This is a genomic window from Actinomyces sp. W5033 (assembly GCF_051303165.1).
The window spans coordinates 169,373-195,586 of the sequence record NZ_JBPPGD010000002.1 but is presented as its reverse complement, the minus strand read 5'-3'; the positions used below and the strand labels follow the sequence as shown (position 1 = coordinate 195,586).

Sequence of the window (26,214 nt, the reverse complement as noted above, 5' to 3'; positions counted from 1 at the left end):
GGGCCGTGTCCCAGTCCCGCCCCCTGGGTGATTGACCGCGCCCGAGGAGGCCGCGTACCGTGAAAGTAGTTTAACGGAAAACCCCCGGCCGTGGTCCCCGCCCCGGCCCCGGCCACAGGAACAACGATGCCCTCACCTCTGTCCGACGCGCCCGCCGACCTGCGTCTGGCGCCGGCGCGCCCCGAGGCCGTCGTCACGGTCGGCGACGACGTCCGCCTCACCGTCCTCACCGACCGCCTCATCCGCATGGAGCGCTCGGCCAGCGGCACCTTCACCGACGCCGCCACCCAGCTCGTCGTCTGCCGGGACCTGGGGCCCGTGCCCGACTTCGAGGTGCGCCGCGGCGCCGACCGCGTCGAGGTCCTCACCGAGCACCTGCACCTGACCTACCAGCCCTCGCGCGGCTTCTCCCGCTCGGGTCTCAAGGTCTCCCTGCGCACCGGGGTCCTCAACCTCCACGGCGGCACCTGGTACCACGGTGACACCTGGGACCCGGACGAGGCCTTCCCCACCAACCTCGGCGGCACCTGCCGCACCCTGGACGAGGCTGACGGCCGGGTGCGCGTGGAGCCCGGCCTGCTCGCCCTGCACGGCCTGAGCGTCATCGACGACTCGCGCTCCCTGCTCGTGCAGCAGGACGAGTGGGTCCGTCCACGCCCCGGCGCCAGTTCCGTGGACGGCTCCACCGGCGACGAGGACCTCTACCTCTTCGGCTACGGCCAGGAGTACAGGCGCGCCCTTGCCGACTTCTTCACCCTCACTGGCCCCACCCCGCTCGTGCCGCGCACCCTGCTGGGCAACTGGTGGAGCAGGTACCACGCGTACACCGGGCAGTCCTACCTCGACCTCATGGACCGCTTCGCGGCCGAGGGCCTGCCCTTCTCCGTGGCCGTCATCGACATGGACTGGCACTGGGTGGACATCGACCCCGCCATCGGCAACGGCTGGACCGGCTACACCTGGAACACCGACCTCTTCCCCGACCCGAGGGGCTTCCTCCAGGCCCTGCACGAGCGGGGCATGCAGGTGACCCTCAACCTCCACCCGGCCGCCGGCGTGCGCCGCCACGAGGCCGCCTACGAGCCCATGATGCGGGCGATGGGCAAGGACCCCGCCAGCGGCGAGGACATCGCCTTCAACGTGGGAGACCAGGACTTCGTGGCCGCCTACCTCACCCACGCCCACCACCCCCTGGAGGACGAGGGCGTCGACTTCTGGTGGCTCGACTGGCAGCAGGGCGGCGTCACCGACGTCCCGGGCCTGGACCCGCTGTGGATGCTCAACCACGTGCACTACCTCGACTCCGGCCGCGAGCGCACCCGCACGCTGAGCGACGGCAGCACCGAGACCTACCGGCGTCGTCCCGTCACCTTCTCGCGCTTCGCCGACGCCTCGAGCCACCGCACCCCGGTCGGTTTCTCCGGGGACACCTACGCCACCTGGGACTCCCTGCGCTTCCAGCCCGAGTTCACCGCCACCGCCGCCAACATCGGCTACTACTGGTGGTCCAACGACATCGGTGGCCACATGCTCGGCCAGAAGGACTCCGAGATGGCCGCCCGCTGGGTCCAGCTCGGCTGCTTCTCACCCATCAACCGTCTGCACTCGACTGACTCGGTGTTCAACTCCAAGGAGCCGTGGCGCTACTCGCGCGACGCCCGCGCCACCATGGACGCCTACCTGCGCCTGCGCCACCGCCTCGTGCCCTACCTGTACACGTGGGCCCGGCGTGCCCACACCGAGGGCGTCGGCCCCGTCCGACCCGTCTTCCACGACCACCCCTGGCGCCTGGGCGCCTACGACAACCGCCGCGAGTTCCTCTTCGGCGACCTGCTCGTCATCCCGGTCACCACACGCGCCGACGCGGTGAGCACCCTGGCGAGCGAGTCCGCCTGGGTGCCCGAGGGGGTCTGGTTCGACCTGCCCACCGGCCGACGCTACGAGGTGGTCGGCGCCGAGGGCCACGGCCTGACCTTCCACCGAGACCTCGCCCAGGTCCCGGTCCTGGCCCGCGCCGGCGCCATCGTGCCCCTGGCCGACGACCTCACCGAGGCGGCCGGCTCCAACCCGCGCGCCCTGGGGCTCCTCCTCGTGCCCGGGGCCGACGGCGAGCTCGTCATGGAGGAGGACGACGGCTCGCCCTCACCCGGCCAGGACGCCGTCGTGCGCACCCGCGTCCGCCTGTCCTGGGACGCGGCGGCGGGCACCGCCCGCGTGGAGCTGTCCCAGGAGGGGCCCGAGGGCGTCGCGCCCGTCGAGCGCGAGGTGGTCCTGCACCTGCTGAGCACGGCGGTGGGCCGTGCCACCGTCGTCGGCCGCCCGGCCGAGGTGCGCGAGCGCGAGGCTGACGGATTCACCCTGGGCGCCGGGGTGGACGTCCCCCTGGGAACCGTGCGGCCCGCCGAGGGCGTGAGAGTGGAGCTGGAGGGCGTGTCGGTGCGCACCCCGGCTGTGGCGCAGGAGGTCTTCCGTCTGCTGGAGCCCGCCGAGATCGACTACCTCGTCAAGGACCGGGCCTGGGTCGCCGTCGAGGCGGGGGCCACGGGAACCACCCTGCTGTCGGCGATGCGCGCGGCCGGGGTCCCCGAGGACGTCATCGCGGCGGTCTCCGAGGTCGTCTGAGGCCTGCGACCCCAGGCGACAGGGCCGGGCACCGGAAGGTCGGCCGGTGCCCGGCCCACACACATCCTCCGCGGACGTGGGCCGCGGCCCCACCCTCGCACCCCCGCCCGCCCGCCCGCAGGCGGCCCGACGGCGGCAGCCACCCTGGGCCAGCACCTGCCTGCCCGCACGTGCACGCCCCGCCGCCCGGGCCGGTGTGCGACGATCGCCGCATGAGTCAGCTGCCCTCCGCTCCCCTGGCCGGACGTCGTGTCGTCGTCACCGGCGTCAGCCGCCGTGCCGGCATCGGCCACGCCATCGCCTGCCTGGCCGCCGACATGGGCGCCTCCCTGCTCCTGCACCACTACTCGCCCCACGACGCCGAGCAGCCCTGGGGCGCGGACAGCATCGAGGCCACGATGAACTCCGTGCGCAGCCACCTGGCGCCCGGCGCGGTGCTGGAGCACCTGAGCGAGGACCTGCGCGACGCGCAGGCGCCCGCCCGTGTCATCGAGCGGGCGCACCAGGCCCTGGGCGGCGTCGACGCCCTCGTGTGCAACCAGGCCTCGTCCGGCCACGACGGGCGTCTGGAGGACATCACGGCCGCGGACCTCGACCACCACTGGCAGGTCGGCGCCCGCGCCTCGCTCCTCCTGCTCCAGGCGATGGCCGCGCTGCCCGACGACCGTCCCGGTGACGCCCCCGCCCAGGGCCGGGCGCGCCGCAGCGCCGTCCTCATGAGCTCGGGCCAGATCCTGGGGCCGATGGCGGAGGAGATCGCCTACATCACCTCCAAGGCGGCGCTGGTGGGCGCCACGTCCTCACTGGCCGACGGCCTGGCCGACCGTGGCATCCGCCTCAACACCGTCAACCCCGGGCCGGTCAACACCGGCTACATGGACGCCGAGCTGGAGCAGGCTCTGGCACCCGCCTTCCCCGGGGGCGTGCCCGCCAGGCCCGAGGACCCCGCCCGGCTCATCTGCTGGCTGCTGACCGACGACGCCGCCTGGGTCACCGGACAGGTCATCTCGGCGGAGGGCGGGTTCCGCCGCTGGGGGCTGTGAGCCCCGACCGTCCCGGTCAGTGACGGGCCAGCGCCCCGGCACCGCGGTGAGCACCGGGGCCGGTCCCGGGGTCAGTGCACGGTGGGCCGCTCCCGCGGGCCAGTCCCGGAGCCGGTGCACGGCTCAGTGCGCGGCTCAGTGCCGGGGCTGTGCCGTCGTCCCGCGCTCGTACAGCCTGGGGGCGTGCAGCAGGTGCTCCTCCAGACCCGGCCGCGCGATGAGACGCAGCAGCAGGTTCCCCGCCTCGTAGCCCATGGCGTGGGCGTCAATGGTCGAGGCGGTCACCAGCCGGTTGTCCACTCCCAGCGCCGTGTCGACGCCCATGGAGACGACCGACAGGTCCTCAGGCACCCGCAGGCCCAGGACCGCGGCCCCCGCCAGGATCCCCGACAGCGCCGCGGGGTTGTTGCTCACGACGGCGGTGCAGCCCTGCACGAGACCGCTGCGGCCCACGAGCCGCGCCCCGTGCACGGGGCTGGAGGGCAGGCAGCGCAGGACGCCGGTGATGCCCAGGTTCTGCGAGCCGCTCAGCAGGGCGCCACGCTGCAGCACGTAGGCGCGGGCGCGGTCGTCGTCGTCCACCCGGGTGAGCAGCATGACGCGCCGGTGGCCGAGCTCGGCCAGGTGGCTGAGGGCCAGGACAGCGCTCTGGACGAAGTCGGCGTCGATGCTCGGGGCACCACCCAGCCTTCCGGAGCGTCCGATGAGGACGGTGGGGACCCGTTCCTTGAGCAGGACCTCCTCGCGCTCGTCGTCGGAGGACACGTCCATGAGGATCGCCGAGCCGATCGACTGGGAGCGGATGAGGGCCCTCACGCCGCCAACGGGGTCCTCACGCAGACCCATGGGCACGACCACCTGGATGCCCTCGGGCTCCACGCGCGAGCGCACGCCGTCGACGTAGAGAAGGTCTCCGGCCTCGACGGCGGCGCGTCGCATGCGCAGCAGGACGCCGACGCTGCGCACCCGGTGGGAGGCCAGGGCGGCCGCCGAGGCGTTGGGGCGGTAGCCGAGCCTCTCCACAGCCCTCAGCACGCGTTCCTGCGTACCCCGGGACACCGAGCGGTCACCGGTGAGGACGTAGGTGACGGTTGACGGCGATACTCCCGCCAGCTGGGCGACGTCCGCGCGCGTCACCGGCATCGCAGGTCCTCCTCAGGTCAGGGCCCCAGGGGCCGTTGTCGCACTGTGTCTGCGGCGGGGCGGGCCCGCCACGGCGAGGGTCCCAGAGCCGACGGCGTGTGTACAGCGGCGTCAGATCGCCATCCACACGCAGGCGTTGGGCGCCAGCACGCCCCCGGCCGCGGTCGAGGCTGAGGAGCGCACGAGCACCTCGCCCTCGACCGGCATCCTGACCGGCTCCGCTGTGGTGTTGAGCACGATCACGGTCGCGCCGTTGCGCAGGGCGAGGGCGCCCTCGGGGGCGTCGAGCCACTCGATGGCGCCGCGGCCCAGATGCCGTTCGCGACGCGTCCGGAGCGCGGACCGGTACATCTCGAGGGTCGATCCGGGCACGCCGTCCTGACCGCCAGGGGCGAAGCGTCCCCAGCCCGGCGGCTGGGGCAGCCAGCTCGCGCCGGTGTCGTTGAAGCCGTAGGAGGGACCCTCCGCGGACCACGGCAGGGGCACCCGGCAGCCGTCGCGGCCGCGCACCTGGTGGCCCGTACGCAGCCACGTCGGGTCCTGGCGGGCCTCGTCGGCCATCGTCGTGTGCTCGGGCAGCCCGAGCTCTTCGCCCTGGTAGAGGTAGGCGCTGCCCGGCAGCCCCAGCGCGAAGAGGGTGAGCGCACGGGCGCGCTCAAGCCCCAGGGCCTCGTCCGGCTGGGGGTCGTCGGCGCCGATGCCGCGCTCGGTGCTCGTGCCCGGCGGGTAGCCGAAGCGGCTCGTGTGGCGCACGACGTCGTGGTTGGACAGCACCCAGGTGGTGGGTGCCCCGACGGCGTCGTTGTACCCCGTGGTGGTGTCGATGACCTGGCGCAGGTGCCCGGCGTCCCAGGGGGACTTGAGGAAGTCGAAGTTGAAGGCCTGGCTCATCTCGTCGTGGCGCACGTACATGGACGTGTGGGAGGGCGGCTGCACCCAGGCCTCGGCGACGAGGAGGATCTCGGGGCGGATGGCGTCCAGGACGCCGCGCCACTGCCGGTAGACGTCGTGCACACCGGGCTGGTCGAACATGGGGCCGATGTCGGGGGCCTTGGGCTTGCCGGGCTCCTCGTCGTCGGAGCCCCAGCGGTCGGGGCCGACCTCGTCGTCGGGCAGCCCCTCGGCCTTGACCAGGCCGTGGGCGACGTCGACCCGGAAGCCGTCCACACCGTGCTCGACCGCCCAGAAGCGCAGGACGTCGTTGAACATCTCGTGGACCTCGGGGTTGGTCCAGTCGAAGTCGGGCTGCTCGGGGGCGAACAGGTGCAGGTACCACCAGCCGCGGTCCTCGTCCTTGCCGGTCAGGGGCTGGACCGGCTCCCACGCGGGTCCGCCGAAGAGGCTGCCCCAGTTGTTCGGGGGCGTGTCCGGGCTGTGGCGGAAGAGGTAGCGGGCGCGCTCGGCGGAGCCCGGGCCGGCGGACAGGGCCGCCTGGAACCAGGCGTGCTGGTCCGAGGAGTGGTTGGGCACGAGGTCGACCACCACCTTGAGTCCGAGCTCGTGGGCGCGGGCCACCAGCGCGTCGAAGTCGGCGAGGCTGCCGTACTCGGGGGCGACGTCGCAGTAGTCGGCGACGTCGTAGCCGGCGTCCACCTGGGGCGAGGGGTAGAAGGGTGAGAGCCACAGGGCGTCCACGCCCAGGGACGCGATGTGCTCCAGCCGGGAGGTGATGCCCTTGAGATCGCCCAGACCGTCGCCGTCTGAGTCGCAGAAGGAGCGCGGGTAGACCTGGTAGATGACGGCGTCGCGCCACCAGGCGTCGAGGTCGGTGCGGGCAGGCGGCTGTGCGTCGGTCATGCAGAACGTCCTTGTCTGGATGAGGAGAGGCTCAGGACGGCGCGGGCGGTGGGCGGCCCTGGTGCGGCGGCGTGACGGGCCCGTGCCCCGCCGCGCCGCCGGGCTCCCGGCCCGGGCGCAGTGCGCGCCCGGGCCGAGCAGGCTCAGGACTTGAGCCCGCCGGCGGCGAGGCCGGCGACGATCCGGCGCTGGAAGAGCAGCACCATGATGACCAGGGGAAGGGTCATGATGACTCCGGCCGCCATCTGGGAGCCGAAGGGCGTGTTGAACTGGGCGGCGCCCGTGAACTTCGACAGCAGCACGGTCGCGGGCTGCATGGCCGGGTCGTTGATCATCGTGACGGCGACGAGGAACTCGTTCCAGGCTCCGATGAAGATGATGATGGCGGTGGTGAAGATGCCGGGGGCTGCCAGGGGCAGGATGATCTTGCGGAAGGCCTGCCCCGGGGTGCAGCCGTCCACCATGGCGGACTGCTCAAGCTCGAGCGGCATCTGCCGGAAGAAGCTCGTGAGGTTCCACACCGCCAGCGGCAGGGAGAAGGACAGGTCCGGGATGATCATCGCCTGGTAGGTGTTGATCCACTCCCAGGCGGCGAAGTTCTTCAGCAGCGGCACGATGATCGCCACGAGGGGGAACATCGAGGTCGCCAGGACCACGAGCAGCAGGAAGCCCTTGCCGCGGAAGCTCAGGCGGGCCAGCGCGTAGGAGGCGAAGGTCGCCACCGCGAGCGCCACCACGGTGACGATGACCGAGACGATGAGCGAGTTGATCAGGCCCGAGGCGAAGTTGTTCTTGGCGGAGAAGACCGCCTCGTAGTTCTCGAAGGAGGGGTTCCTCGGCCACCAGGAGTTCTCGAAGATCTCCTTGTCCGGCCGCAGCGAGGACACGATCATCCAGTAGAAGGGGGCCAGGCAGTAGATGACGATGAGGACGATGCCGAAGGAGGAGAAGATCCCCGCCCAGTCGGTCTTCTTCTTCCTCAGCCCGGGTCCGGCCGTGGTCGCGGTGCTCATGAGCGTCCTCCTTCGGTCAGGGAGGCGACGGGCTGGGGGGAGCGACGGCGCCGGGGCAGGAACACGGAGGCGTTGAGCCTGCCTCCTGGGGACTTCTTCTTCCTCTCGACGCTGGCCCCCAGGTCGGCGCCCGTGATCTTGACGAAGGCGAAGGCGAAGATGAAGACGTAGAGGAAGAGGATGAGCGCGTAGGCCGCGGCGGAGCCGTACCTGAGGTTGGAGGCCTCGTCCTGCACGAGCATGGAGATGGTCTCGACGCTCTCCTTGCGCGGGCCGATGAGGATGTAGGGCAGGTCGAACATGCGCAGGGCGTCCAGGGTGCGGAACAGGATGGCGACGACGAGGGCGGGCTTGACCAGCGGCAGGGTGATGCGGGTGAAGCGCTTCCAGGCGTTGGCGCCGTCGATCTTGGCAGCCTCGTAGACCTCGTCGGGGATGACCTGCAGGCCCGCGAGGGTGAGCAGACCGATGTAGGGCGCGGTCTTCCACACGTCAGCGATGATGATGGTGAGCTTGGCAGCGGCGTTGCCGGAGGCCCACATGACGTGCTGGCCCAGGATGGCGTTGGCGACGCCGTTCTGGTTGAAGATCCAGCCCCACAGGATGCCGGAGACGGCGGTGGGGATCGCCCAGGGCACGAGGATGGCAGCGCGCACGAAGCCGCGCCCGCGCATGGCCTTGTGCATGATGAGCGCCATCGCGACACCCAGGACCGTCTCGAGGACGACAGTGACGACGCCGAAGAGGGTCGTGTTGTAGGCGGCGGTCCAGAACCTCGTGCCGGCGTCGGTGAAGATGTCGGTGTAGTTGCTCAGCCCGACGAAGGGCTCGGTGTCCGAGACGAAGCCGGTCTTCGGGTCGAGCCCGGCCTTGCCGAAGAGGGACTGGTAGAGGGACTGGAAGACTGGGATGATGATGACGATCAGCAGGACCGCGATCGTCGGTGTGATCAGGGTCCAGGCCAGGCGGGCCTGAGCCCTGGAGGCCTTGGACTGACGGTTGACGGCCTGTGCTGAGGACATGCTGCTCATGGGACTCCTTCGCGCACCATGCTCGGCCGGTGGTGGGGACGGCACCGCGGCCGCCCCCACCACCGGGATCGAGCAGTGGATCTCAGGCCAGCGCCTTGAGGGCGCTCTCGAGGCCCTCGATGGCCTCCTTCGCCGTCTTCTGCTGCTGGATCGCCGGGTAGAAGGCGTCCTGGATGGCGGCGGTGACGTCACCGTAGGCGACGGCCTTCGGGCGGCCGACAGCGGAGTCGAGGGACTCGCGCAGGGTCGGCAGGTAGGGGAACTTCGCGAGCATCTCGGAGTCCTCGTAGAGGGAGGCGTTGATGGGCGCGAGGGTCTGGGTGTCGAGGGCGTACTTCTCGGACTCGGGGCTGGTCCACCACTTGATGAACTTCAGGGCCGTGGCCTTGTTCTTGGAGTAGGCGGAGATACCGCAGTTGTGGCCGCCGAGGGTGGGCACGAAGGTGTGTCCGTCGAGCGAGGGCAGGGCCGCGACGCCGAACTTGTCGGTGCCCAGGGCCTCGACGTTGTTGGCGTACTGGTAGGGCCACTGGCGGTAGAAGAGGAGGTTGCCGGACTCGAAGGCGTTGCGGCCGTCCTCCTCCTTCCACTCCAGGGCCTGCTGGGGGATGTAGCCGTCCTTGAAGGCGTCCATGAGGAACTGCAGGCCCTCGATGGCCTCGGGGGTGTTGATGGAGACGTTGTTCTCGCTGTCGTAGTAGGAGCCGCCGAAGGTGTTGACGAACTCGCTGGCGCAGCAGGTCAGGCCCTCGTACTTGGCGAACTGGCCGCCGAAGCCGCCGATGCTCTCGTGGCCCGGGAGCTTGCGCACGGCGTCGATGGCGGCCTTGATGCCGTCCCAGTCAGTGGGGACCTCGGTGATGCCCGCCTCGGCCAGGAAGTCCTTGCGGTAGAACATGATGGACGAGTCCGTCGCAAAGGGCATGCCGTAGAGCCGGTCCATGTACAGGCCGGTGTCGTAGACGCTGTCGATGACGTCGTCGTAGTGGAGCTCGTCCTTGGGCAGCTCGACGATCCACTGGTTGGCGGCGAACTCGGCGACCCAGACGTTGTCGACGCTGATGACGTCGTAGGCGTCGGACTTGGTCTGGGCGTTGTTGACGAAGGACTGGCGCTGCTGGTCGGCCTCGGCGGAGAGCTCGATGAGGGTGACCTTCTCGTCAGGGTTGGCGGCGTTCCACTCGTCGATACGCGCCTGGACCTTGCCGCCGGAGTTGTCCTTGCCCTGGACCCAGGTGATGGGGCCGGTGCCCTCGAGGGCGGCGGAGCCGCCGGAGCCACCAGAGCCGCCCGATCCCTTGGAGCAGGCGGCAGCCGCGGTGAGGGTGGCGGCGATCACTGAGCCCTGGATGAACCGACGGCGAGGGAGTGCGTTTGCCATGGGGGGTTTCCTCCTTGAAACACGGGAGCCGCGACGGCGCGGAGGGTGGGGGCCCTCAAGTGACTTCGACGCGCATCGACGACGTGGCGCGCACCACGTTACATCGACGCGCGTCGATCACGAAGACCACCCGGCAGCCGATACCGAACCGTGACCTTGCGTCGGCCTGGCGGGACACCACAGCCTCCCGAGTGCCATCGACCCACATACCTACCGACCAGATAGTGACTTCCGATACGCTGTCCCCCAGGCCGGGCAACGGAGCCGGCCCCGTCCCGAGGGAGAGACATCATGACGACGAGCGAGGTCGCACAGGGCTTCACAAGCGCGGACCCGCAAGCGGACCGCTGGGTCGATCCCGACCTGGTGGCCCTCGCCCGCCGGGCCGCCGCCGAGGGCACCGTCCTGCTCACCAACAATGACGCCCTGCCCCTGCCCCCCGGGGAGGCAGTGGCCGTCCTCGGACGCGTCCAGCTCGACTGGTTCGCCGTCGGCTACGGCTCCGGGGGCGACGTCAACCCGCCCTACACCACCAACCTCCTGGACTGCCTGGCCGAGGCTGGCGTCGCCGTAGACGCCGAGCTCGCCAGCGCCTACCGCTCCTGGTGCGCCGCCCACCGTCCCCCGAGCGCCGAGTGGGGGCAGTGGCCGCGCCACCTCCAGGAGATGCCCCTGTCCGACGAGGCGATCACCGCCGCCGCCCAGCGCGCCCGCACCGGCGTCGTCGTCATCGGCCGCGCCGCCGGCGAGGACCGTGAGAACGTCCTCGAGCCCGGCTCCTACCTGCTCACCGACGCCGAGCGCTCCCTGCTGGAGCGGGCCGCAGACGCCTTCGAGCGCACCGTCGTCGTCATTGACTCCGGCAACGTCATGGACCTGTCGTGGGCCGAGGAGATCGACGTCGATGCGCTCCTGCTCGCCTGGCCCGGCGGTATGGAGGGCGCGCGGGCCGTGGCCGACGTGCTCACCGGGGCTACCGAGCCCGGCGGGCGCCTGCCCGACACCGTCGCCTACCGTTACGAGGACTACCCCTCCTCGGCCTTCTTCGGCGGTAAGGAGCACAACGACTACAGCGAGGACGTCTTCGTCGGCTACCGCTACTTCGAGACCTTCGCCCCCGAGCGGGCCCAGTTCCCCTTCGGCCACGGCCTGGGGTACACCACCTTCACCCTGAGCGCCACCGCCCCCGAGCGCCACGGCGACAGCGTGAGCCTGACCGTGAGCGCCACCAACACGGGCCCTCGCCCAGGCTCCACGGTGGTCCAGGTCTACGCCGCCCCCGCCACCCGCGCCCGGCTCGGGGTCCCGGCGCGCCAGCTCGTCGCCTTCGCCCGCACCGGCGAGGTCCTTCCCGGCGACAACGAGGAGCTCACCCTCACCCTCACCGTCGAGCGCCTGGCCTCCTTCGACGACTCCGGCGCCACCGGGCACCCCCACGCCTGGGTCCTCGAGGCCGGCGAGCACGCCCTGCACGTGGGGCTCAGCGTGCGCGAGACCACCCTGGCTGGGACCGTCACCGTCGCCGGCACCGAGGTCCTTGAGCGGCTCGAGGAGGCCCTGGCGCCAGACCCCTGCCATCCCTTCGAGCGCTGGAGCGTGGTCTACGACGCCGACGGCACGGCCCGGCGCAGCACTGAGCCCGTGCCCGTGCGCACCGTGGACCTGCGCGAGCGGATCCTCGCGCGCCTGCCCGCGCCCATCGCCGAGGCCCCCGCCACCGGCTCCACCCTGCAAGACGTGGCCGCCGGCACCGTCAGCCTCGACGCCTTCATCGCCTCCCTGGAGCCCGCGGACCTCGCCGAGCTCGCCTACGGCGACGTCACCATGAACTCCCCGCTGGGCGTGCCCGGCAACGCCGGCGCCTTCGGCGGCGTCACCGCCCGGCTGCGTGCGCGTGGCGTCCCGGCGGTGACGACGACCGACGGCCCCTCCGGCATCCGCGTGTCCGCCTTCGCCTCCCTCCTGCCTTGTGGCACCGCGCTCGCCTCCACCTGGGACCCCGCGCTCATCGAGCGCATGGAGGCGCTGCACGCCCAGGAGATGCGGCGCAAGGGCTCCGACGTCCTGCTTGCCCCGGGTATGAACATCCACCGCGACCCCCTGTGCGGACGCAACTTCGAGTACTACTCGGAGGACCCCCTGCTCACCGGGTCCTGCGCGGCGGCCTACGTGCGTGGCGTCCAGTCCCAGGGCGTGTCCGCCTGCCCCAAGCACTTCGCGGCCAACAACCAGGAGACCAACCGGTGGGCGCACGACTCGCGCGTCTCCGCCCGGGCCCTGCGCGAGATCTATCTGCGGGCATTCCGCATGGTCGTCAAGGAGGCGGCACCGCGCACCCTCATGACCTCCTACAACAAGGTCAACGGCGTGTGGTCCTACCACAACTACGACCTCGTCACCACGATCCTGCGGGGCGAGTGGGGCTACGAGGGCGTCGTCATCACCGACTGGTGGGTCCAGAGCGCCCAGGACCCGATCTTCCCGGCCCTGTCCGACTCCGCCTACCGCCTGCGCGCCCAGGACGACGTCCTCATGCCCGGGGCGCTGACCTGGGAGCAGGACAAGCGCGGGGACGGCCACGACCAGTTCATCCTCGAGGCCTTCGCCCCCGAGGACGCCAGCGGCGAGCATCTCACCCTCGGTGAGCTCCAGCGCACCGCCCGCAACGTCCTGCGCCTGGTGCTGTCCTGCCCCGCCATGGACCGCCTGGAGGAGCAGGTGGCACTCGGCCTGTCCTGAGGCCTCACGTAGAACCGATGACATCCCAAGGAGACCCGACGACGCACAAGACCTCCCCCGCCAAGACCCGGCCCGACGAGACCCAGCCCGACGAGACCCAGCCCGATGGCACTGCGCCGGCGGGTGCCGAGGCCTTCAGCGCTCTGGCAGCCTCGCGTCACTCGGTGCGCGGCTTCCGGCCCGACCCGGTCCCCCAGGAGGTCCTCGACGCGGTCCTCGACGACACCCGTCAGGCACCGAGCTGGCCCAACGCCCGGCCCTTCATGCTCGCGCTGGCCACCGGGCCGCGGGTCGAAGGCCTCAGGGCCGCCTACGTCGCCGAGCTCGACAGGGCCGTCCCCGTCATGAGCAAGCAGCGCGGCGCCCTGGCCCGGCTCGTCCTCACCGGCAAGGCCCCCGACGGCGACTACCGGCCCTGGGAGCCCTTACCCCAAGGACCTGCTCCCCCATTCCCAGAAGGTCGGTAAGGCCCTGTACGCCCATCTGGGGATCGCCCGCGGGGACCGCGCCGCCCGCGAGGAGGCCGCCAGAGCCAGCTGTCGGGCCTTCGACGCCCCGGTCATGGGCTTCGTCCTCATCCACAAGAGCTTCCTGCCCTTCTCCGCCCTCGACGCCGGGATCACACCCCAGACCCTCTTCCTGTCGGCGAAGGCGCACGGCGTCGACTCCTGCCCGCTGGGGGTCCTCGCCGCCTGGAGGCGCCCCCTGGACGCCGAGTTCGAGGCCCCGAGGAACTACCACCTCGTCACCGGTTTCGCGCTGGGCTACGCCGGCAACCACCCGGTCAACGACTTCCGCGCCGAGCGGCGGGCCGTGCCCCTCGTCAAGCCCCGCAGCTGAGGCCGGGCCCTCAGATCCTCTCCATGGGCGCCAGGCGCAGGATGAGGCGCTTGGTGGCCGGGGCGCCGTCGATCGTGAAGGTCACGTGCGCCGTCGTCGAGCGCCCCGAGCCCTCGATCCGCTCGACCGTGCCGACGCCGTAGGTCTTGTGGCGCACCCGGTCCCCGGCCCGCAGGCCCGCGACCGCCTCCGGCAGCGCCTCCTGCGCCGCCGACCTCGAGCCGTCCAGGCGGGTAGGCACCGCCGCCTCACGCCGGGCCCGGGCCGCCTCGCGCTTGGCCTGAGCCCGGTCCTGGGCGGTCTCGACGCGTCCGAGCCGTCCTGTGCGCCCGCCTGCGTGCCCGGAGCCGACGGCGGGGGCGAAGTCGTCGTCGGAGTACCCGGCATCGCCGGAGCGCCCGCCCCGGCGGTAGGAGCCCCCCCGCCCGGAGCCGAATCCCCCCTCGTCCCACGAGGCGCCCCAGCCCGTCCCGCCCCCGCGCAGCGCGTCCATGGAGGAAGCCAACCGCTTCCACTCCATGACCTCGGCGGGGATCTCGGCCAGGAACCGCGACTCCGGCATCGCCTGGGCGGCGCCCCACGCCGAGCGCACCGCCGCCCGGGTGACGTACAGGCGCTGGCGGGCGCGGGTGAGGGCCACGTAGGCCAGGCGCCGCTCCTCGGCGAGCTCGGTCTCCTCCGCCAGGGAGCGCGCGTGCGGGAAGGTGCCGTCCTCCATGCCGGTGACGAAGACGACGGGGAACTCCAGGCCCTTGGCCGTGTGGACGGTCATGAGGGTGACCTGTCCCTGCTCGGCGGCCCGGAGGGCCTCGTCGTCAGCGAGGTCGGCGGCCGGGGGCAGCTGGTCGGCGTCGGCCACGAGGCTCACCCGCTCCAGGAAGTCCGCCAGCGTGCCGTCGGGGTTGGCGGACTGGAAGTCGGAGGCGACGGCGTGCAGCTCAGCCAGGTTCTCGATGCGGCTGGCGTCCTGCGGGTCGTCGGAGGCACGCAGCTCGGCGAGGTAACCGGAGGCGTCGAGGGCCGAGTCGAGCAGGTCGGCCACGCCGTCGCCCGCGGCCAGCTGGTGTCGCAGGCCCGCGAGCAGCTCGTGGAAGCGGGTCACCTGCGTGCACGCACGGGTGGTCAGGCCCTCGACGGCGGGCGGCTCGGTGCCCGGCGCGTCAAGGTCGCCAGCCCCGGACTCGGCCGGGCGCGGCGCCCCGGCGGCGTCGGCGACCGCCTGCCCGAAGGAGACGCCGTGACGGGCGGCGTGCCCGGCCAGGGCCGCCTCCGCCTTGTCCCCCAGGCCCCGCTTGGGGACGTTGAGGACCCGGCGCACGCTCACGTCGTCGTCGGGGTTGTCCACCGCGCGCAGGTAGGCGATGGCGTCCTTGACCTCGCGGCGGTCGTAGAAGCGGGTGCCGCCGACCACCTTGTAGGGCTGCCCAGAGCGCAGGAAGGCCTCCTCCAGGGCCCGGGACTGCGCGTTGGTGCGGTAGAAGACGGCGACGTCGCGGGGCCGAACCCCCTCGGTGTCGGCGAGGCGGTCGATCTCCTGGCTGATCCAGCGGGCCTCGTCGTGCTCGGAGTCGGCGACGTAGCCGGTCACAGGGGCGCCCGCACCGGAGTCGGTGAAGAGCTCCTTCTTGCGGCGGCCGGAGTTGTGGCTGATGACGGCGTTGGCGGCGTCGAGGATGTTCTGGGTGGAGCGGTAGTTCTGCTGCAGCAGAATCGTGCGGGCGCTGGGGTAGTCCTGCTCGAACTCCTCGATGTTGCGGATCGTGGCGCCGCGGAAGGCGTAGATCGACTGGTCGGAGTCGCCGACCACCGTGAGCTCGCCCTGGGCTAGCGGGGAGGAGGCGCCCGAGGTGCCGGGCCCGCCAATGAGCTCGCGCACGAGCACGTACTGGGCGTGGTTGGTGTCCTGGTACTCGTCGACGAGGACGTGGCGGAAGCGGCGCCGGTACATCTCGGCGATGGCGGGCCGGGCGCGCAGGAGCTGGACCGTGCGCATGATGAGGTCGTCGAAGTCGAGGGCGTTGGCGGCGGCCAGGCGCGCCTGGTAGGCGCGGTAGACATCGACGAGGTGGCGCTCGAGCAGGTTGGAGGTGACGGCGCGCTCGGCGAAGGCGGCGGGGGTGACGAGCTCGTTCTTCAGGTCGGAGATCCGGTGGGCGAAGGTCTTGGGGGTGAAGCGCTTGGAGTCGATGCCGAGCTCGCGCACGATCAGCGTGATGAGGCGCTGGGAGTCGGCGGCGTCGTAGATCGAGAAGGTGGAGCGCAGCCCCAGGGCGTCGTGCTCACGGCGCAGGATGCGCACGCAGGCGGAGTGGAAGGTGGCAACCCACATGCGCTCGGCGGCAGGGCCCACGAGGGCGGCGACCCGCTCGCGCATCTCGGCGGCGGCCTTGTTGGTGAAGGTGATGGCCAGGATCTCGCCCGCCCGGGCGCGGCCGGTGGCCAGCAGGTAGGCGATGCGGTGGGTGAGGACCCGGGTCTTGCCGCTGCCGGCACCGGCGAGGATGAGCAGGGGGCTGCCGGCGTGGGTGACGGCCTCGGCCTGGGGCCCGTTGAGGCCGCGGGTGAGGGCAGTGGGGTCAGCAACGGCGAGGCCGCCGTGGGCGCCGACGGCACCGGTGCCGAGGGCGGAATCCGCGCCGGCACGGGCACGGGCCTGGGCGGCACGCGCCTGAGCGCGGGCCACGAGGGCTGCGGTCTCGGCCTGGCGCTCCTCCCAGGTGCCGGCCACCGCGGCCAGTTCCTCGGGCGAGGGGGCATCGTCGGGCTCGTAGCCGGGCTCCGCGGGGGCCTCGGCGGCGAGCAGGGAGTCGGCCCAGCCGTCGTCGGCGTCGAAGGAGGCAGGTACCAGGGCGGGCAGGGCGGCCTCCGCCGGGGGCGTGGCCCCACCCTTCTGGCCGGGCATGGGCAGGGAGCCGAAGAGGGAGTCCATCGCGTTCATCGTGGGGCCAAGACTACTGGCGCACGGCGGGTGCCTCGTGTCGCCCCGGAGGCACCCGGGCGGGACGGTCGGCACCCGGAGGCACTCGGAGACGAACGCCCCGAACCTGACGGTCCCGGCGCGGCTGAGGGCCCCGTCCCGGGGTCACAGGTGCTTGATGGCCTCCCGGCGGCTCAGCGGGGACAGCCCTGGGTGAGTGTCGACGAAACCACGGACCCAGGCGGGTGCGGTGCGGGCGCAGTCGCGCAGGGCCCAGCCGATGGCCTTGCGGATGAAGGGCTCCGGGACGTCCTCGTTGGCCTCGATGACGTCGCGCAGCAGGCGCCGGTCGGTGCGGTCCTTGTGCGGGAGCTGGCAGATGATGGCGCTGCGCCTGAGCCACAGGTCCTCCCCACCCCAGCCAGTCTCCTCGTCAGGACGAGTGTCCGCGAACATGGTCGTCACTCCCTCCAGGTCCCTGTTGGCGGGCCCCGGCGCTGACGGCGCGCGAGGAGGTGACACGGTCACCCTGGAGGAACTCGATGCCGGTGTCGCCGACGCCCTGGTGGTCGAACCAGCCGGGACGGCCAATCGCGCACGACCGCCCGCTCGCGCACAGCAGGTGCTCGGCGCGGCGCTTCCAGTCCACGACAAGGGGTAGGCGCCACCGGGACGCGAGACGCTGACCGAGGTCATGAGGCTCATGCGCGTCAGCGGGACCCTCACCGACAGCGCCGAGCAGCGCGAGAACAATGCCGCCGAAGAACTTGCCGTCCGTCCGTCATCGTCCCCGCTGTGAGCGAGGACGACGGCGTCCACGCCCATGCCGAGGCCGGCGAGGCCGGCCTGCCTGACAGGGGCGCGCCACAGCACGGAGCTGGCGCCCACTAAGGAGGTGGCACGTTCACGTGAGCGGAGCATCCGCGTGATCCGCAGGATTTCGGGGTTGTCCCCTTCGGTCGCTGAGCATCCTTCGGCTCCCATGTGCGTCAGTGATCCTCATGCACAGGGGAGCCGGCGTAACCATCTCCAGCATCAGGGTGAGTTCCTCGGAATTCCAACGAGATCCCCGGATCACCGAAATCACACCAGTCACATGAGCGTGCAACGGCTTGCTCTGCCCCCAGCGCACCAGGTCCGCAGCGCGGCCCCGGCGATGCCGACCACCCCGTTCGACGGGTCGGCACGTGCAAGGCTGGCACCATGAGCAGCCGGCCCAAGCCCACGATCCGCAAGACCGATGACTTTCCTGGAGCGACCCGTCTGGAGGCTCAGGGGCTGGAGTGGCTGGCCGAGGCCATGCCCGCAGGCGGCGCCCACGTCGTACCGGTGACCATCGGCGACGGCTGGATCGAGGAGCCGCACCTGAGCGCCGGCCGGGTGACGCCCGAGGCCGCACGGGCCTTCGGCCGGGCCCTGGCGGTGACGCACGCCGCCGGTGCCCCCGCCTTCGGTGCCGCTCCGCCCGGCTGGGACGGGCGCACCCGCATGGGGCGCTCGGACATCCGGCTGCGCCCGCACGCTCCCGAGACACCCGGGGACGAGCCCCGCCCCTGGGGCCGCTTCTACTCCGAGGACCGGATCTTGCCCTACATCGGTCCGGGGCGTGACGCGGGCTCACTCAGCCGCGGCGAGGCCGGCCTCATCGAGCGGGTGTGCGCGCGCCTGGCCGACGGCAACTTCGACACCCCGCAGCCCGAGCTCACGCGCCGCAGGGCTCAGGAGCGCGGCGAGCGCGTGGCGGTGGCCCGCAGCCACGGCGACCTGTGGACCGGCAACGTCCTGTGGGTGCCGACGGCCGAGACCGCCTCCTGGGCTCCCGAAGGAGCCGGGTGCGGGCCGGGCGGTACCGACCGAGGCGGGCGCGGCGGCGGGCCCGGCAGCGCACGCTCAGCGCCGGGAGTCGAGGTCGTCGGTGTGCTCATCGATCCGATGGCGCACGGTGCCCACGCCGAGACGGATCTGGCGGCGCTGGGGGTCTTCGGTCAGCGGTTCCTCGGGGAGGTCTACGCAGGCTACGACGAGGTGTCCGCCTTGGCCGACGGCTGGCAGGAGCGGGTGGGGCTGCACCAGCTGCACATGCTCATGATCCACGTCTTCCTCTTCGGCGGGGGCTACGGGGCCCAGGCGGCCGCGCTCGCACGCCGGTACGTCTGACAGCGTCTGTCAGGCCGACACGGGTCCGCTCCCGGCGGCACTCAGCTGGCTCACTCGGCCGCGGTCGGATCACCTCTCTCCCGACGGATCACCTCTTGGCGGCAACTAGGTGATCCGTCCGAAGGAACGTGATCCGCCGGACCGCAGGTGATCCGCCAGCAGGAACGTGATCCGCGAGGCCACGGGCGATCCGTGACCGGGCGCGCGCATCAGCGCACGGCCCGCAGGTAGCGGTCGCGACCGGTGAGGTCCCGCCCCGTGGAGACCACACGGAAGCCGACGGCCAGGGCCGCCCCGCGCAGCGCAGCCCCCTGCCGGGCGTCATGCTCCATGACAAGCACCCCGCCGCCCCGCAGCAGGGCGGCCGCCCGGCGCACGAGGGCGGTGGGCAGGGCGAGGCCGTCCTCTCCCCCGCCGAACAGTGCCAGGTGGGGGTCGTGGCACGCGGTCTCAACGTCCTCGAGCGCCCCCGCCGGCACATAGGGCGGGTTGGTGACGACGACATCCACCTGCCCGTCCAGCCCGGCCAGTGTCATGGGGTCGGCCGCGTCGGCCTGGAGCACCCGCACCCTCCCCAGCGCGTGCCGCTCACACGTGGCGACAGCGACGGCATAGGCGTCGTCGGCGAGCTCGACGGCCACCACCCGGGCAGTAGGCACCTCAGTGGCGACGGCGGCGGCGATGGCCCCACTGCCGGCGCACAGGTCGACGACGAGCGGGCCGTCGGTCACATTCGCACGCGTGCACCTCCGGGCAGCCTCAATGGCGGCGCCGGCGACGACCTCGGTCTCGGGCCGGACGATGAAGACACCGGGGCGGCAGGCGAGCTCCAGGCCGCGGAAGAACATGCGGCCGGTGACCCGTTGCAGGGGCTCGCGGGCGGCGCGCCGTCGAATGGCCTCGGCATAGGCGCTCACGAAGGTCTCGTCCGCGCCCTCGGCCAGGGGCAGGGAGCAGCCCAGCAGCCACTGGGCGAGCTCACGCGCGTCGTGCTCGGGCGAGGCCACACCGGCCTGCGCGAGCCTCTGCCCCGCCTCGTGCACGAGCCGCCGCAGCGCGTAGCGGTCCAGAGCGCCGTCCGCCGTCACGCCTGGCCGACCGCCGCGAGCCGCTCGGCCTCATCCATGGCGATCGCCGAGTCGATCACCGGGCCCAGGTCGCCGTCGAGCACGGCGTCGAGGTTGTAGGCCTTGTAGCCGGTGCGGTGGTCGGCGACCCGGTTCTCGGGGAAGTTGTAGGTGCGGATCCGCTCGGAGCGGTCCACCGTGCGCACCTGCGAGCGGCGGGCGGCGGAGGCCTCGGCGGCCGCCGCCGCGGCACGCTCGGCCAGCAGGCGCGCCCGCAGCACGCGCAGGGCGGCCTCCTTGTTCTGCAGCTGGGACTTCTCGTTCTGCATGGACACGACGATGCCGGTGGGCAGGTGCGTCAGGCGCACGGCCGAGTCGGTCGTGTTGACGCTCTGGCCGCCGGGGCCGGAGGAGCGGAAGACATCCACCCGCAGGTCGTTCGGGTCGATCTCGAGCTCACCGGGGTCGTCGGCCTCCGGCATGACGAGCACACCGGCGGCGGAGGTGTGGACACGTCCCTGGCTCTCGGTGACGGGCACGCGCTGGACGCGGTGGACGCCGCCCTCGTACTTCAGGTGCGCCCACACCCCGTCCTGGGGCTCGACGGCTGTACGCGTCTTGACCGCGAGGCGGATGTCCTTGTAGCCGCCGAGCTCGGAGCCGGTGGCGTCCAGGACCTCGACCACCCAGCCCTGGCGCTCGGCGTAGCGGGTGTACATGCGGGCCAGGTCGGAGGCGAAGAGGGCGGACTCCTCACCCCCCTCGCCGGCCTTGACCTCGATGATGACGTCGCGGGCGTCGTCGGGGTCACGGGGGACGAGGACGTCGCGCAGGTGCTCGGCCGTGGATGCGGCGGCGGTCTCCAGGGCGGGCAGCTCGGCGGCGAAGTCGGGGTCCTCGGCGGCGAGCTCGGTGGCGTCGGCGAGGTCGGCGGTGGCCTGCTGCCAGGCGCGGTAGGCGGCGACAACACGGCCAAGCTCGGCGTAGCGGCGCCCCAGGCGGCGCATGGCCCCGGGGTTGGAGGCGACGGCGGGGTCAGCCATCTCGGACTCGATGCGCGCGTGCTCCTCGGTCATCGCGGCGGCGGCGGAGAAGTCGTCGCTCATGGTGCTCCTCGTGTGCTGCTGGTCAGGCGTGGGCTGCGCTCGTCGCGTCCGGGACCGCCCTGTCCCGGTCCTGGACGCGACGACGCCGACGGCGGCTCCTCACAAGGTGCCTTCCGTCGGCGTCGTGCAGGCTGCTTACCTCGCGCGCTTGCCGTAGCGGGCCTCGAAGCGGGCCACGCGGCCACCGGTGTCGAGGATCTTCTGCTTGCCCGTGTAGAACGGGTGGCAGGCGGAGCAGACGTCGACGCGGATCTCACCGGAGGTCACGGTGGAGCGGGTCTCGAAGGTGTTGCCGCAGGTGCACGTGACCGTGGTGGCCACGTAGTCGGGGTGGATCCCCTGCTTCATGGTGTCTCCTAGCACTCAGAGGGCCCCGGGTCCCACGTGCTGACCACGCAGGTGAACCGGAAACCAGTCGCCGATTATGCCGCCGCGCCCGCCACAGCCACAACGGGACGAGGCAGGCGGGCGACGTGATATTCGACGCGCGTTGTCAAGAGCGCACGGACCGTCGCCCGTGCGCCACGACGACGCCGGGGCCAGTGCCCGCGGCGCAGCGCTCAGGCCAGCGTGGCGTCGTCGTCGGCGTCCGCCAGCGAGGTGCCCTGCGGGGTCGTCTTGGAGATGACCATGAGGAACTCCGCGTTCGAGGCCGTCTCCTTGAGCTTGCCGATGACGAGCTCGAGCGCCGACTGCTGCTCCAGCCCCGCGAACAGGCGGCGCAGACGCCACATGATCTTGAGCTGGGCCGGGTCGATAAGCAGCTCCTCACGACGCGTGGAGGAGGAGGCGACGTCAACCGCCGGGAAGATGCGCTTCTCAGCGAGCTGGCGCGACAGGCGCAGCTCCATGTTCCCGGTGCCCTTGAACTCCTCGAAGATCACCTCGTCCATCTTCGAGCCGGTCTCCACCAGCGCGGTGGCGAGGATCGTGAGCGACCCGCCGTGCTCGATGTTGCGGGCGGCGCCGAAGAAGCGCTTGGGCGGGTAGAGGGCGCTGGCGTCCACACCACCGGAGAGGATCCGCCCCGATGCCGGGGCGGCCACGTTGTAGGCCCGCCCCAGGCGCGTGATGGAGTCGAGCAGGACCACGACGTCCTGGCCCAGCTCGACCAGGCGCTTGGCGCGCTCGATCGCGAGCTCTGCGACGGTCGTGTGGTCTGAGGCCGGGCGGTCGAAGGTTGAGGCGATGACCTCACCCTTGACAGTGCGCTGCATGTCCGTGACCTCCTCGGGGCGCTCGTCAACGAGCACGACCATGAGGTGGGCCTCGGGGTTGTTGACGCTGATGGCGTTGGCGATCTGCTGCAGCACGATCGTCTTACCGGCCTTGGGCGGGGAGACGATGAGGCCACGCTGGCCCTTGCCGATGGGGGCGACGAGGTCGATGACCCGGGGGGTCAGGGCCTTCGGGGTGGTCTCCAGGCGCAGCTGCTCCTGCGGGTAGAGCGGGACGAGCTTGTTGAACTCCGGACGGCGCTTGGCGCGCTCGGGGTCCATGCCGTTGACGGCCTCGACGCTCACGAGCGGGTTGTACTTCTGGCGGCTGGCACGGTTCTGCCTGCGGCCGTTGCGCCCGCCCTGGCCGGAAAGGCCCGGCTGGGAGGTCTCGCCGCCCTCGCGGACCCAGCCGGTGACGGCGTCGCCCGCGCGCAAGCCGTTGTCCCTCATCTGCTGGCCGGAGACGTAGACGTCCTTGGCGCCGGGCAGGTACCCAGAGGTGCGCAGGTAGGCGTGCTGGGAGTCGGCGACGTCGAGGATGCCGGCCACGGGGATGAGGACCTCGTCCTCACGCGGGGCGCGCTGCTGGCCAGGCTGGCTGGCGCCCTCGCCCTGGGTGTCGCGGTCACGGTCGCGTCCGCGGCGCTTACGTCCGCGACGGCGGCTTGCGCGGCTCTCCTCGTCCCAGGAGTCGGAGTCGTCGCGGCGCTGCTTGCGCTCGGCGGGCTCGACGGCCGGGGTGCCGGTGACGTCGGCGAGGTCGCGCATGAGCGCGGCCTTGGCGTCGATGTGGTCCTCGCTCGGCGCGGGGCGCTCGCCACGCTCCTCGGGGGCGCCCGCGGAGGTCTGGGCCCGACGCCGACGGGAGGGGCGGGTTCCGTCCTGCTGGGCGCCGCGCTCGGCGCGGGGCTCCTCACGGCGCTGGCGGCGGGCCTCGCCCGGGGTCTGCTGGGTGTCCTCGGGGGCGCGGTCGCGCGCGCTCGCAGGAAGGTCGAGCTCGATCCCGGCGGTGCGGGCACCGCGCTCGGGGGCACGGCTGGGGGCGCCGGCAGCCGCGGTGACGCGGCGCCGGCGCGGGCGGACCTCGCCGTCGGACAGGGGTTGCCCGCTGCGCTCGGGGCGCTCGGCCGCTGGGGCGTCGTCAGCCCGGGAGGGGCGCTCGGCGCCGCGCGGGGCCCGGGAGGGGGTCTCATCGGGGCGGGTGGTCTGTCCCCCAGCGGTGGGGGCGTCGGTGTGAGGGGTCGCGCCACCGTCGCGGATGGCGGCGATGAGCTCGCTCTTGCGCAGCCGGGAGGTGCCCTTGAGCCCCATGGAGGCGGCGAGCTTCTGCAGCTCGGCCAGGCGCATGGTCGAGAGGGAGGCGGGGGAGGTCTCGGTCACGAGTGTCCTTCTGTGTGCTGCCGGGGATCGCCGGCAGGGCCGGTGCGGTCCGGATGCCGTCTGGTGACGGCATCGACGTGGTGGGACTCCCCCGGAGGCCTTCACGGGGGCAGTCGTGCAGCCGGGGCGACGGAGGGGCCGGTGGCCGGGGCTCCTGTCCGCCTGCGGCTGCAGGCGGCGGTGCGGTGCGATCCGCAGGGCCGTTGGCCTCACTGTAGCAGCGACTAGGGCCGCCGTGAGAGCCGGGGCCGGTGCCGTGGCCCACGCGTCCGCCGTCGCCCCCCACAGTGGTGGAGGTGCGTGCGGCGGCGTGGGCGATCGGGACGGTGCGCGGCACAGCGCCCATAAGCTGCCTCTCTTCGCGTTGAGACAACCATAGGAGCATTCTAGCTGAGTTGTGAGCTGCCTTGGGTGGGAGGCGTCCCGCACCAGGCCCCGGGTCCTCAGACCAGCCTGGCCCCCTCGAGGTCGATGCCCGGGCGCAGCACGGTCCAGCCGTGGTGCTGCAAGGTCATGCGCGTGTGCTGCGACAGGTCGGACAGCACGAGCACCGTCGGGCCCGCCCCTGAGATCACCGCCGGGTAGCCCTGCTCACGCAGGGAGTCCATGACCGCCATCGACTCCGGCAGGACCCCACGCCGGTACTCCTGGTGCAGGCGGTCCTGCGTGCCGGCCATGAGCAGGTCGGGACGGCCAGCCAGGGCGAGCATGAGCACCGCGGCCCTCGAGGTGTTGAACAGCGCGTCCGCGCGCGGCACCGAGTCCGGCAGGACCTTGCGGGCCTCCTCGGTGGACAGCCGCGTCGCCGACGGGGGCACCAGCAGGCTCACCGGAAGAGTGGCGTCCACCGGCATCGGGGCCGCGTGAGCGGTGCCGTCCGCCTCCGTCCAGGCCACCGTGGCACCGCCGTAGACGGCGGGGGCGACGTTGTCCGGGTGCCCCTCGAAGCCGGTCGCGAGCTGGAAGACGAGGTCGTCGTCCAGCAGCCCCGGGTCATTGACGAGCCCGCGGGCGAGCATGAGGCCGGCGACCGCGGCGCAGGCGGACGAGCCCATCCCACCCCCGTGGGGGATGCGGTTGACGCAGTGCATCTCGAAGCCCGCCTGAGGGGCTCCGACGGCGTCGAGGCCGGCCCTCAGGGCACGCACGACGAGGTTGGAGTCGTCCGCGGGGACCACCCCCGCACCAACACCCTCGACCGTGACCGTCGTCGGGCCGGTGACCGGGCGGACCGTGACCTCGTCGTAGTAGCGGAAGGCCATGCCGAAGGAGTCGAAGCCGGGCCCCATGTTCGCGGTGGTGGCGGGGACCCTCACCGCGGCGACCTCGTGCGACAGGCGGACGCTCACTCGCCCTCCACCCGCTGGACCGACATGACGTCGAGGACACGCTCCTGGGATCTCAGCGCCTCGACGGCGGCGTCCAGGCGCCCCACGGCGGCCGGGTGGGTGACGATGGTGACGACCGCCTGGTCCCCGCCGACGTACGCGCTCTGGCGCACCGAGTTGATCGAGACGTCGTTGGCGGCGAAGGCGGCGGCCACCGCGGCCAGGGAGCCCGGCTGGTCGTCCACGCACAGCTGGACCTGGTAGCGGGTAACGGCCTGCTCGGGCCCCAGCACCGGCAGGTCCGCGTAGGAGGACTCGCGCGGCGCCTGACCGCCGTTGACGCGGTGCGCGGCGGCGGCCACGACGTCGGACAGGACGGCGGAGGCGGTGGGAGCGCCGCCGGCACCCTTGCCGTAGAACATGAGCCGGCCGGCGGACTCGGCCTCGACGAGCACGGCGTTGAAGGCTCCGTGGACACTGGCCAGAGGGTGGTCGGCGGGCACGAGGGCCGGGTGGACGCGCACGCTCACGCCCTCCGCCCCCTCGGGGCCGTCGGCGAGGGCGACACGCTGGGCGATGGCCAACAGCTTGAGCTCGCAGCCCGAGGCGTGGGCCTCGCGGATGTCCTCGGCGGTGACCGAGCGGATGCCCTCGACACTGACGTCGTCGATGCCGACGCGGGTGTGGAAGGCGAGGGAGGCGATGATCGCGGCCTTGGCGGCGGCGTCGAGGCCATCGACGTCGGCGGTGGGGTCCGCCTCGGCGTAGCCCAGCTCCTGCGCCGCGGCGAGGGCGGCCTCGAAGCCCAGGCCCTTCGCGCTCATCTCGTCGAGGATGTAGTTGGTGGTGCCGTTGACGATGCCGAGCACGCTGGTGACCCGGTCCCCCGCCATGGACTCGCGCAGCGCGTAGACCACGGGGATCGCCCCAGCGACGGCGGCCTCGTAGTAGAAGTCGACACCGGCCGCGGCGGCGGCGGCGTAGAGCTCGGGGCCGTGGGCGGCGATGAGGGCCTTGTTGCCGGTGATGACCGAGGCCCCGGCGCGCAGGGCCGCGAGGATGAGGGTGCGGGCGGGCTCGATGCCGCCGATGAGCTCGATGACGATGTCGTTGCCGGTGGCGACGGCGGTGGCGTCGTCGGTCAGCAGCGCGCGAGGCACCGCCGGGTCCCGGGGGGCCGAGAGGTCTCGCACGGCGATGCCGGTGACCTCCAGCAGGGCCCCGCTGCGGGCGGCGAACTCCTGCGCCTGCTCGCCCAGGAGACGGACCACCTGCGTGCCGACGGTGCCTGAGCCGAGGACGCCGACCCTGAGGACGGGCCGTGCGGCCGGGGGCGCTGCGGTCGGGGCCTGCTGGGTCATGGAACCACCTTCGTCTCGTACGGCGGACAGGGCCGGGGCCAGCATAGACGGGGCCGCGGACACGCTGCG

At 72.3% G+C, this 26,214-nt stretch carries 17 protein-coding genes and 1 pseudogene; 5 read left to right on the top strand and 13 right to left on the bottom strand.

All coding sequences use genetic code 11. The features are described from left to right. Positions 1 to 126 precede the first annotated feature (126 nt). The gene (locus ACSJJR_RS02345; RefSeq protein WP_435941916.1) at positions 127 to 2,622 is read left to right on the top strand and encodes a TIM-barrel domain-containing protein; all 2,496 of its coding nucleotides are present in this window, start codon (positions 127 to 129) and stop codon (positions 2,620 to 2,622) included. A gap of 212 nt (positions 2,623 to 2,834) precedes the next feature. After that, a complete protein-coding gene (locus ACSJJR_RS02340; RefSeq protein WP_435941915.1) occupies positions 2,835 to 3,665 on the top strand; it encodes an SDR family oxidoreductase in 831 nt (276 codons plus the stop codon). 135 nt (positions 3,666 to 3,800) lie between these two features. Here the strand turns inward: ACSJJR_RS02340 and ACSJJR_RS02335 are convergent, their stop codons facing one another. The 5 genes from ACSJJR_RS02335 to ACSJJR_RS02315 all read right to left on the bottom strand — a co-directional run bounded on the left by ACSJJR_RS02335 (position 3,801) and on the right by ACSJJR_RS02315 (position 10,030). Beyond that, on the bottom strand, positions 3,801 to 4,808 hold the full coding sequence (locus ACSJJR_RS02335) for a LacI family DNA-binding transcriptional regulator (RefSeq protein ID WP_435941914.1): 1,008 nt from the start codon (positions 4,806 to 4,808) through the stop codon (positions 3,801 to 3,803). Positions 4,809 to 4,919: 111 nt separating this feature from the next. After that, positions 4,920 to 6,605, bottom strand: a complete 1,686-nt coding sequence (locus tag ACSJJR_RS02330; protein ID WP_435941913.1) for a glycoside hydrolase family 13 protein — start codon at positions 6,603 to 6,605, stop codon at positions 4,920 to 4,922. 143 nt (positions 6,606 to 6,748) lie between these two features. After that, complete coding sequence (locus ACSJJR_RS02325) at positions 6,749 to 7,618, bottom strand: carbohydrate ABC transporter permease (RefSeq protein WP_435941912.1); 870 nt, start codon at positions 7,616 to 7,618, stop codon at positions 6,749 to 6,751. Further along, complete coding sequence (locus ACSJJR_RS02320; protein WP_435941911.1) at positions 7,615 to 8,649, bottom strand: carbohydrate ABC transporter permease; 1,035 nt, start codon at positions 8,647 to 8,649, stop codon at positions 7,615 to 7,617. Before ACSJJR_RS02320 ends, ACSJJR_RS02325 begins: the two co-directional genes overlap by 4 nt. Before the next feature lie 82 nt (positions 8,650 to 8,731). Then, on the bottom strand, positions 8,732 to 10,030 hold the full coding sequence (locus ACSJJR_RS02315; protein ID WP_435941910.1) for an ABC transporter substrate-binding protein: 1,299 nt from the start codon (positions 10,028 to 10,030) through the stop codon (positions 8,732 to 8,734). Between the two features lie 291 nt (positions 10,031 to 10,321). Here ACSJJR_RS02315 and ACSJJR_RS02310 point away from each other — a divergent pair, with 291 nt between their 5' ends. Further along, the gene (locus ACSJJR_RS02310) at positions 10,322 to 12,769 is read left to right on the top strand and encodes a glycoside hydrolase family 3 protein (protein ID WP_435941909.1); all 2,448 of its coding nucleotides are present in this window, start codon (positions 10,322 to 10,324) and stop codon (positions 12,767 to 12,769) included. Between the two features lie 143 nt (positions 12,770 to 12,912). After that, positions 12,913 to 13,609 (top strand): annotated as a pseudogene (locus ACSJJR_RS02305) (nitroreductase family protein). Between the two features lie 10 nt (positions 13,610 to 13,619). Here ACSJJR_RS02305 and ACSJJR_RS02300 read toward each other — a convergent pair. After that, the gene (locus ACSJJR_RS02300) at positions 13,620 to 16,547 is read right to left on the bottom strand and encodes a UvrD-helicase domain-containing protein (RefSeq protein ID WP_435941908.1); all 2,928 of its coding nucleotides are present in this window, start codon (positions 16,545 to 16,547) and stop codon (positions 13,620 to 13,622) included. Between the two features lie 144 nt (positions 16,548 to 16,691). Then, positions 16,692 to 16,982 (bottom strand): DNA alkylation repair protein, encoded by a 291-nt coding sequence (locus tag ACSJJR_RS02295; protein ID WP_435941907.1) that lies wholly within the window; start codon positions 16,980 to 16,982, stop codon positions 16,692 to 16,694. Positions 16,983 to 17,729: 747 nt separating this feature from the next. Between ACSJJR_RS02295 and ACSJJR_RS02290 the strand changes: the two genes are divergently transcribed. Beyond that, positions 17,730 to 18,683 (top strand): fructosamine kinase family protein, encoded by a 954-nt coding sequence (locus ACSJJR_RS02290; protein WP_435941906.1) that lies wholly within the window; start codon positions 17,730 to 17,732, stop codon positions 18,681 to 18,683. Positions 18,684 to 18,892: 209 nt separating this feature from the next. Here the strand turns inward: ACSJJR_RS02290 and ACSJJR_RS02285 are convergent, their stop codons facing one another. The 6 genes from ACSJJR_RS02285 to ACSJJR_RS02260 all read right to left on the bottom strand — a co-directional run bounded on the left by ACSJJR_RS02285 (position 18,893) and on the right by ACSJJR_RS02260 (position 26,145). After that, on the bottom strand, positions 18,893 to 19,771 hold the full coding sequence (locus tag ACSJJR_RS02285) for a N5-glutamine methyltransferase family protein (RefSeq protein WP_435941905.1): 879 nt from the start codon (positions 19,769 to 19,771) through the stop codon (positions 18,893 to 18,895). Beyond that, positions 19,768 to 20,856 carry a peptide chain release factor 1 gene (gene prfA, locus ACSJJR_RS02280; RefSeq protein ID WP_435941904.1) on the bottom strand — a complete coding sequence of 363 codons (1,089 nt, stop codon included), beginning with the start codon at positions 20,854 to 20,856 and terminating at the stop codon, positions 19,768 to 19,770. The genes ACSJJR_RS02285 and prfA overlap by 4 nt, the downstream gene beginning before the upstream one ends. A 135-nt stretch (positions 20,857 to 20,991) precedes the next feature. Then, a complete protein-coding gene (gene rpmE, locus ACSJJR_RS02275; RefSeq protein ID WP_435941903.1) occupies positions 20,992 to 21,204 on the bottom strand; it encodes a 50S ribosomal protein L31 in 213 nt (70 codons plus the stop codon). Between the two features lie 212 nt (positions 21,205 to 21,416). Continuing rightward, on the bottom strand, positions 21,417 to 23,456 hold the full coding sequence (gene rho / locus ACSJJR_RS02270) for a transcription termination factor Rho (protein ID WP_435941902.1): 2,040 nt from the start codon (positions 23,454 to 23,456) through the stop codon (positions 21,417 to 21,419). Between the two features lie 443 nt (positions 23,457 to 23,899). After that, positions 23,900 to 24,805: a homoserine kinase gene (gene thrB, locus ACSJJR_RS02265; RefSeq protein ID WP_435941901.1), complete on the bottom strand. Its 906-nt coding sequence runs from the start codon at positions 24,803 to 24,805 to the stop codon at positions 23,900 to 23,902. After that, entirely contained in the window at positions 24,802 to 26,145 is a 1,344-nt protein-coding gene (locus ACSJJR_RS02260; RefSeq protein ID WP_435941900.1) for a homoserine dehydrogenase, read from the bottom strand. The genes thrB and ACSJJR_RS02260 overlap by 4 nt, the downstream gene beginning before the upstream one ends. Positions 26,146 to 26,214 lie beyond the last annotated feature (69 nt).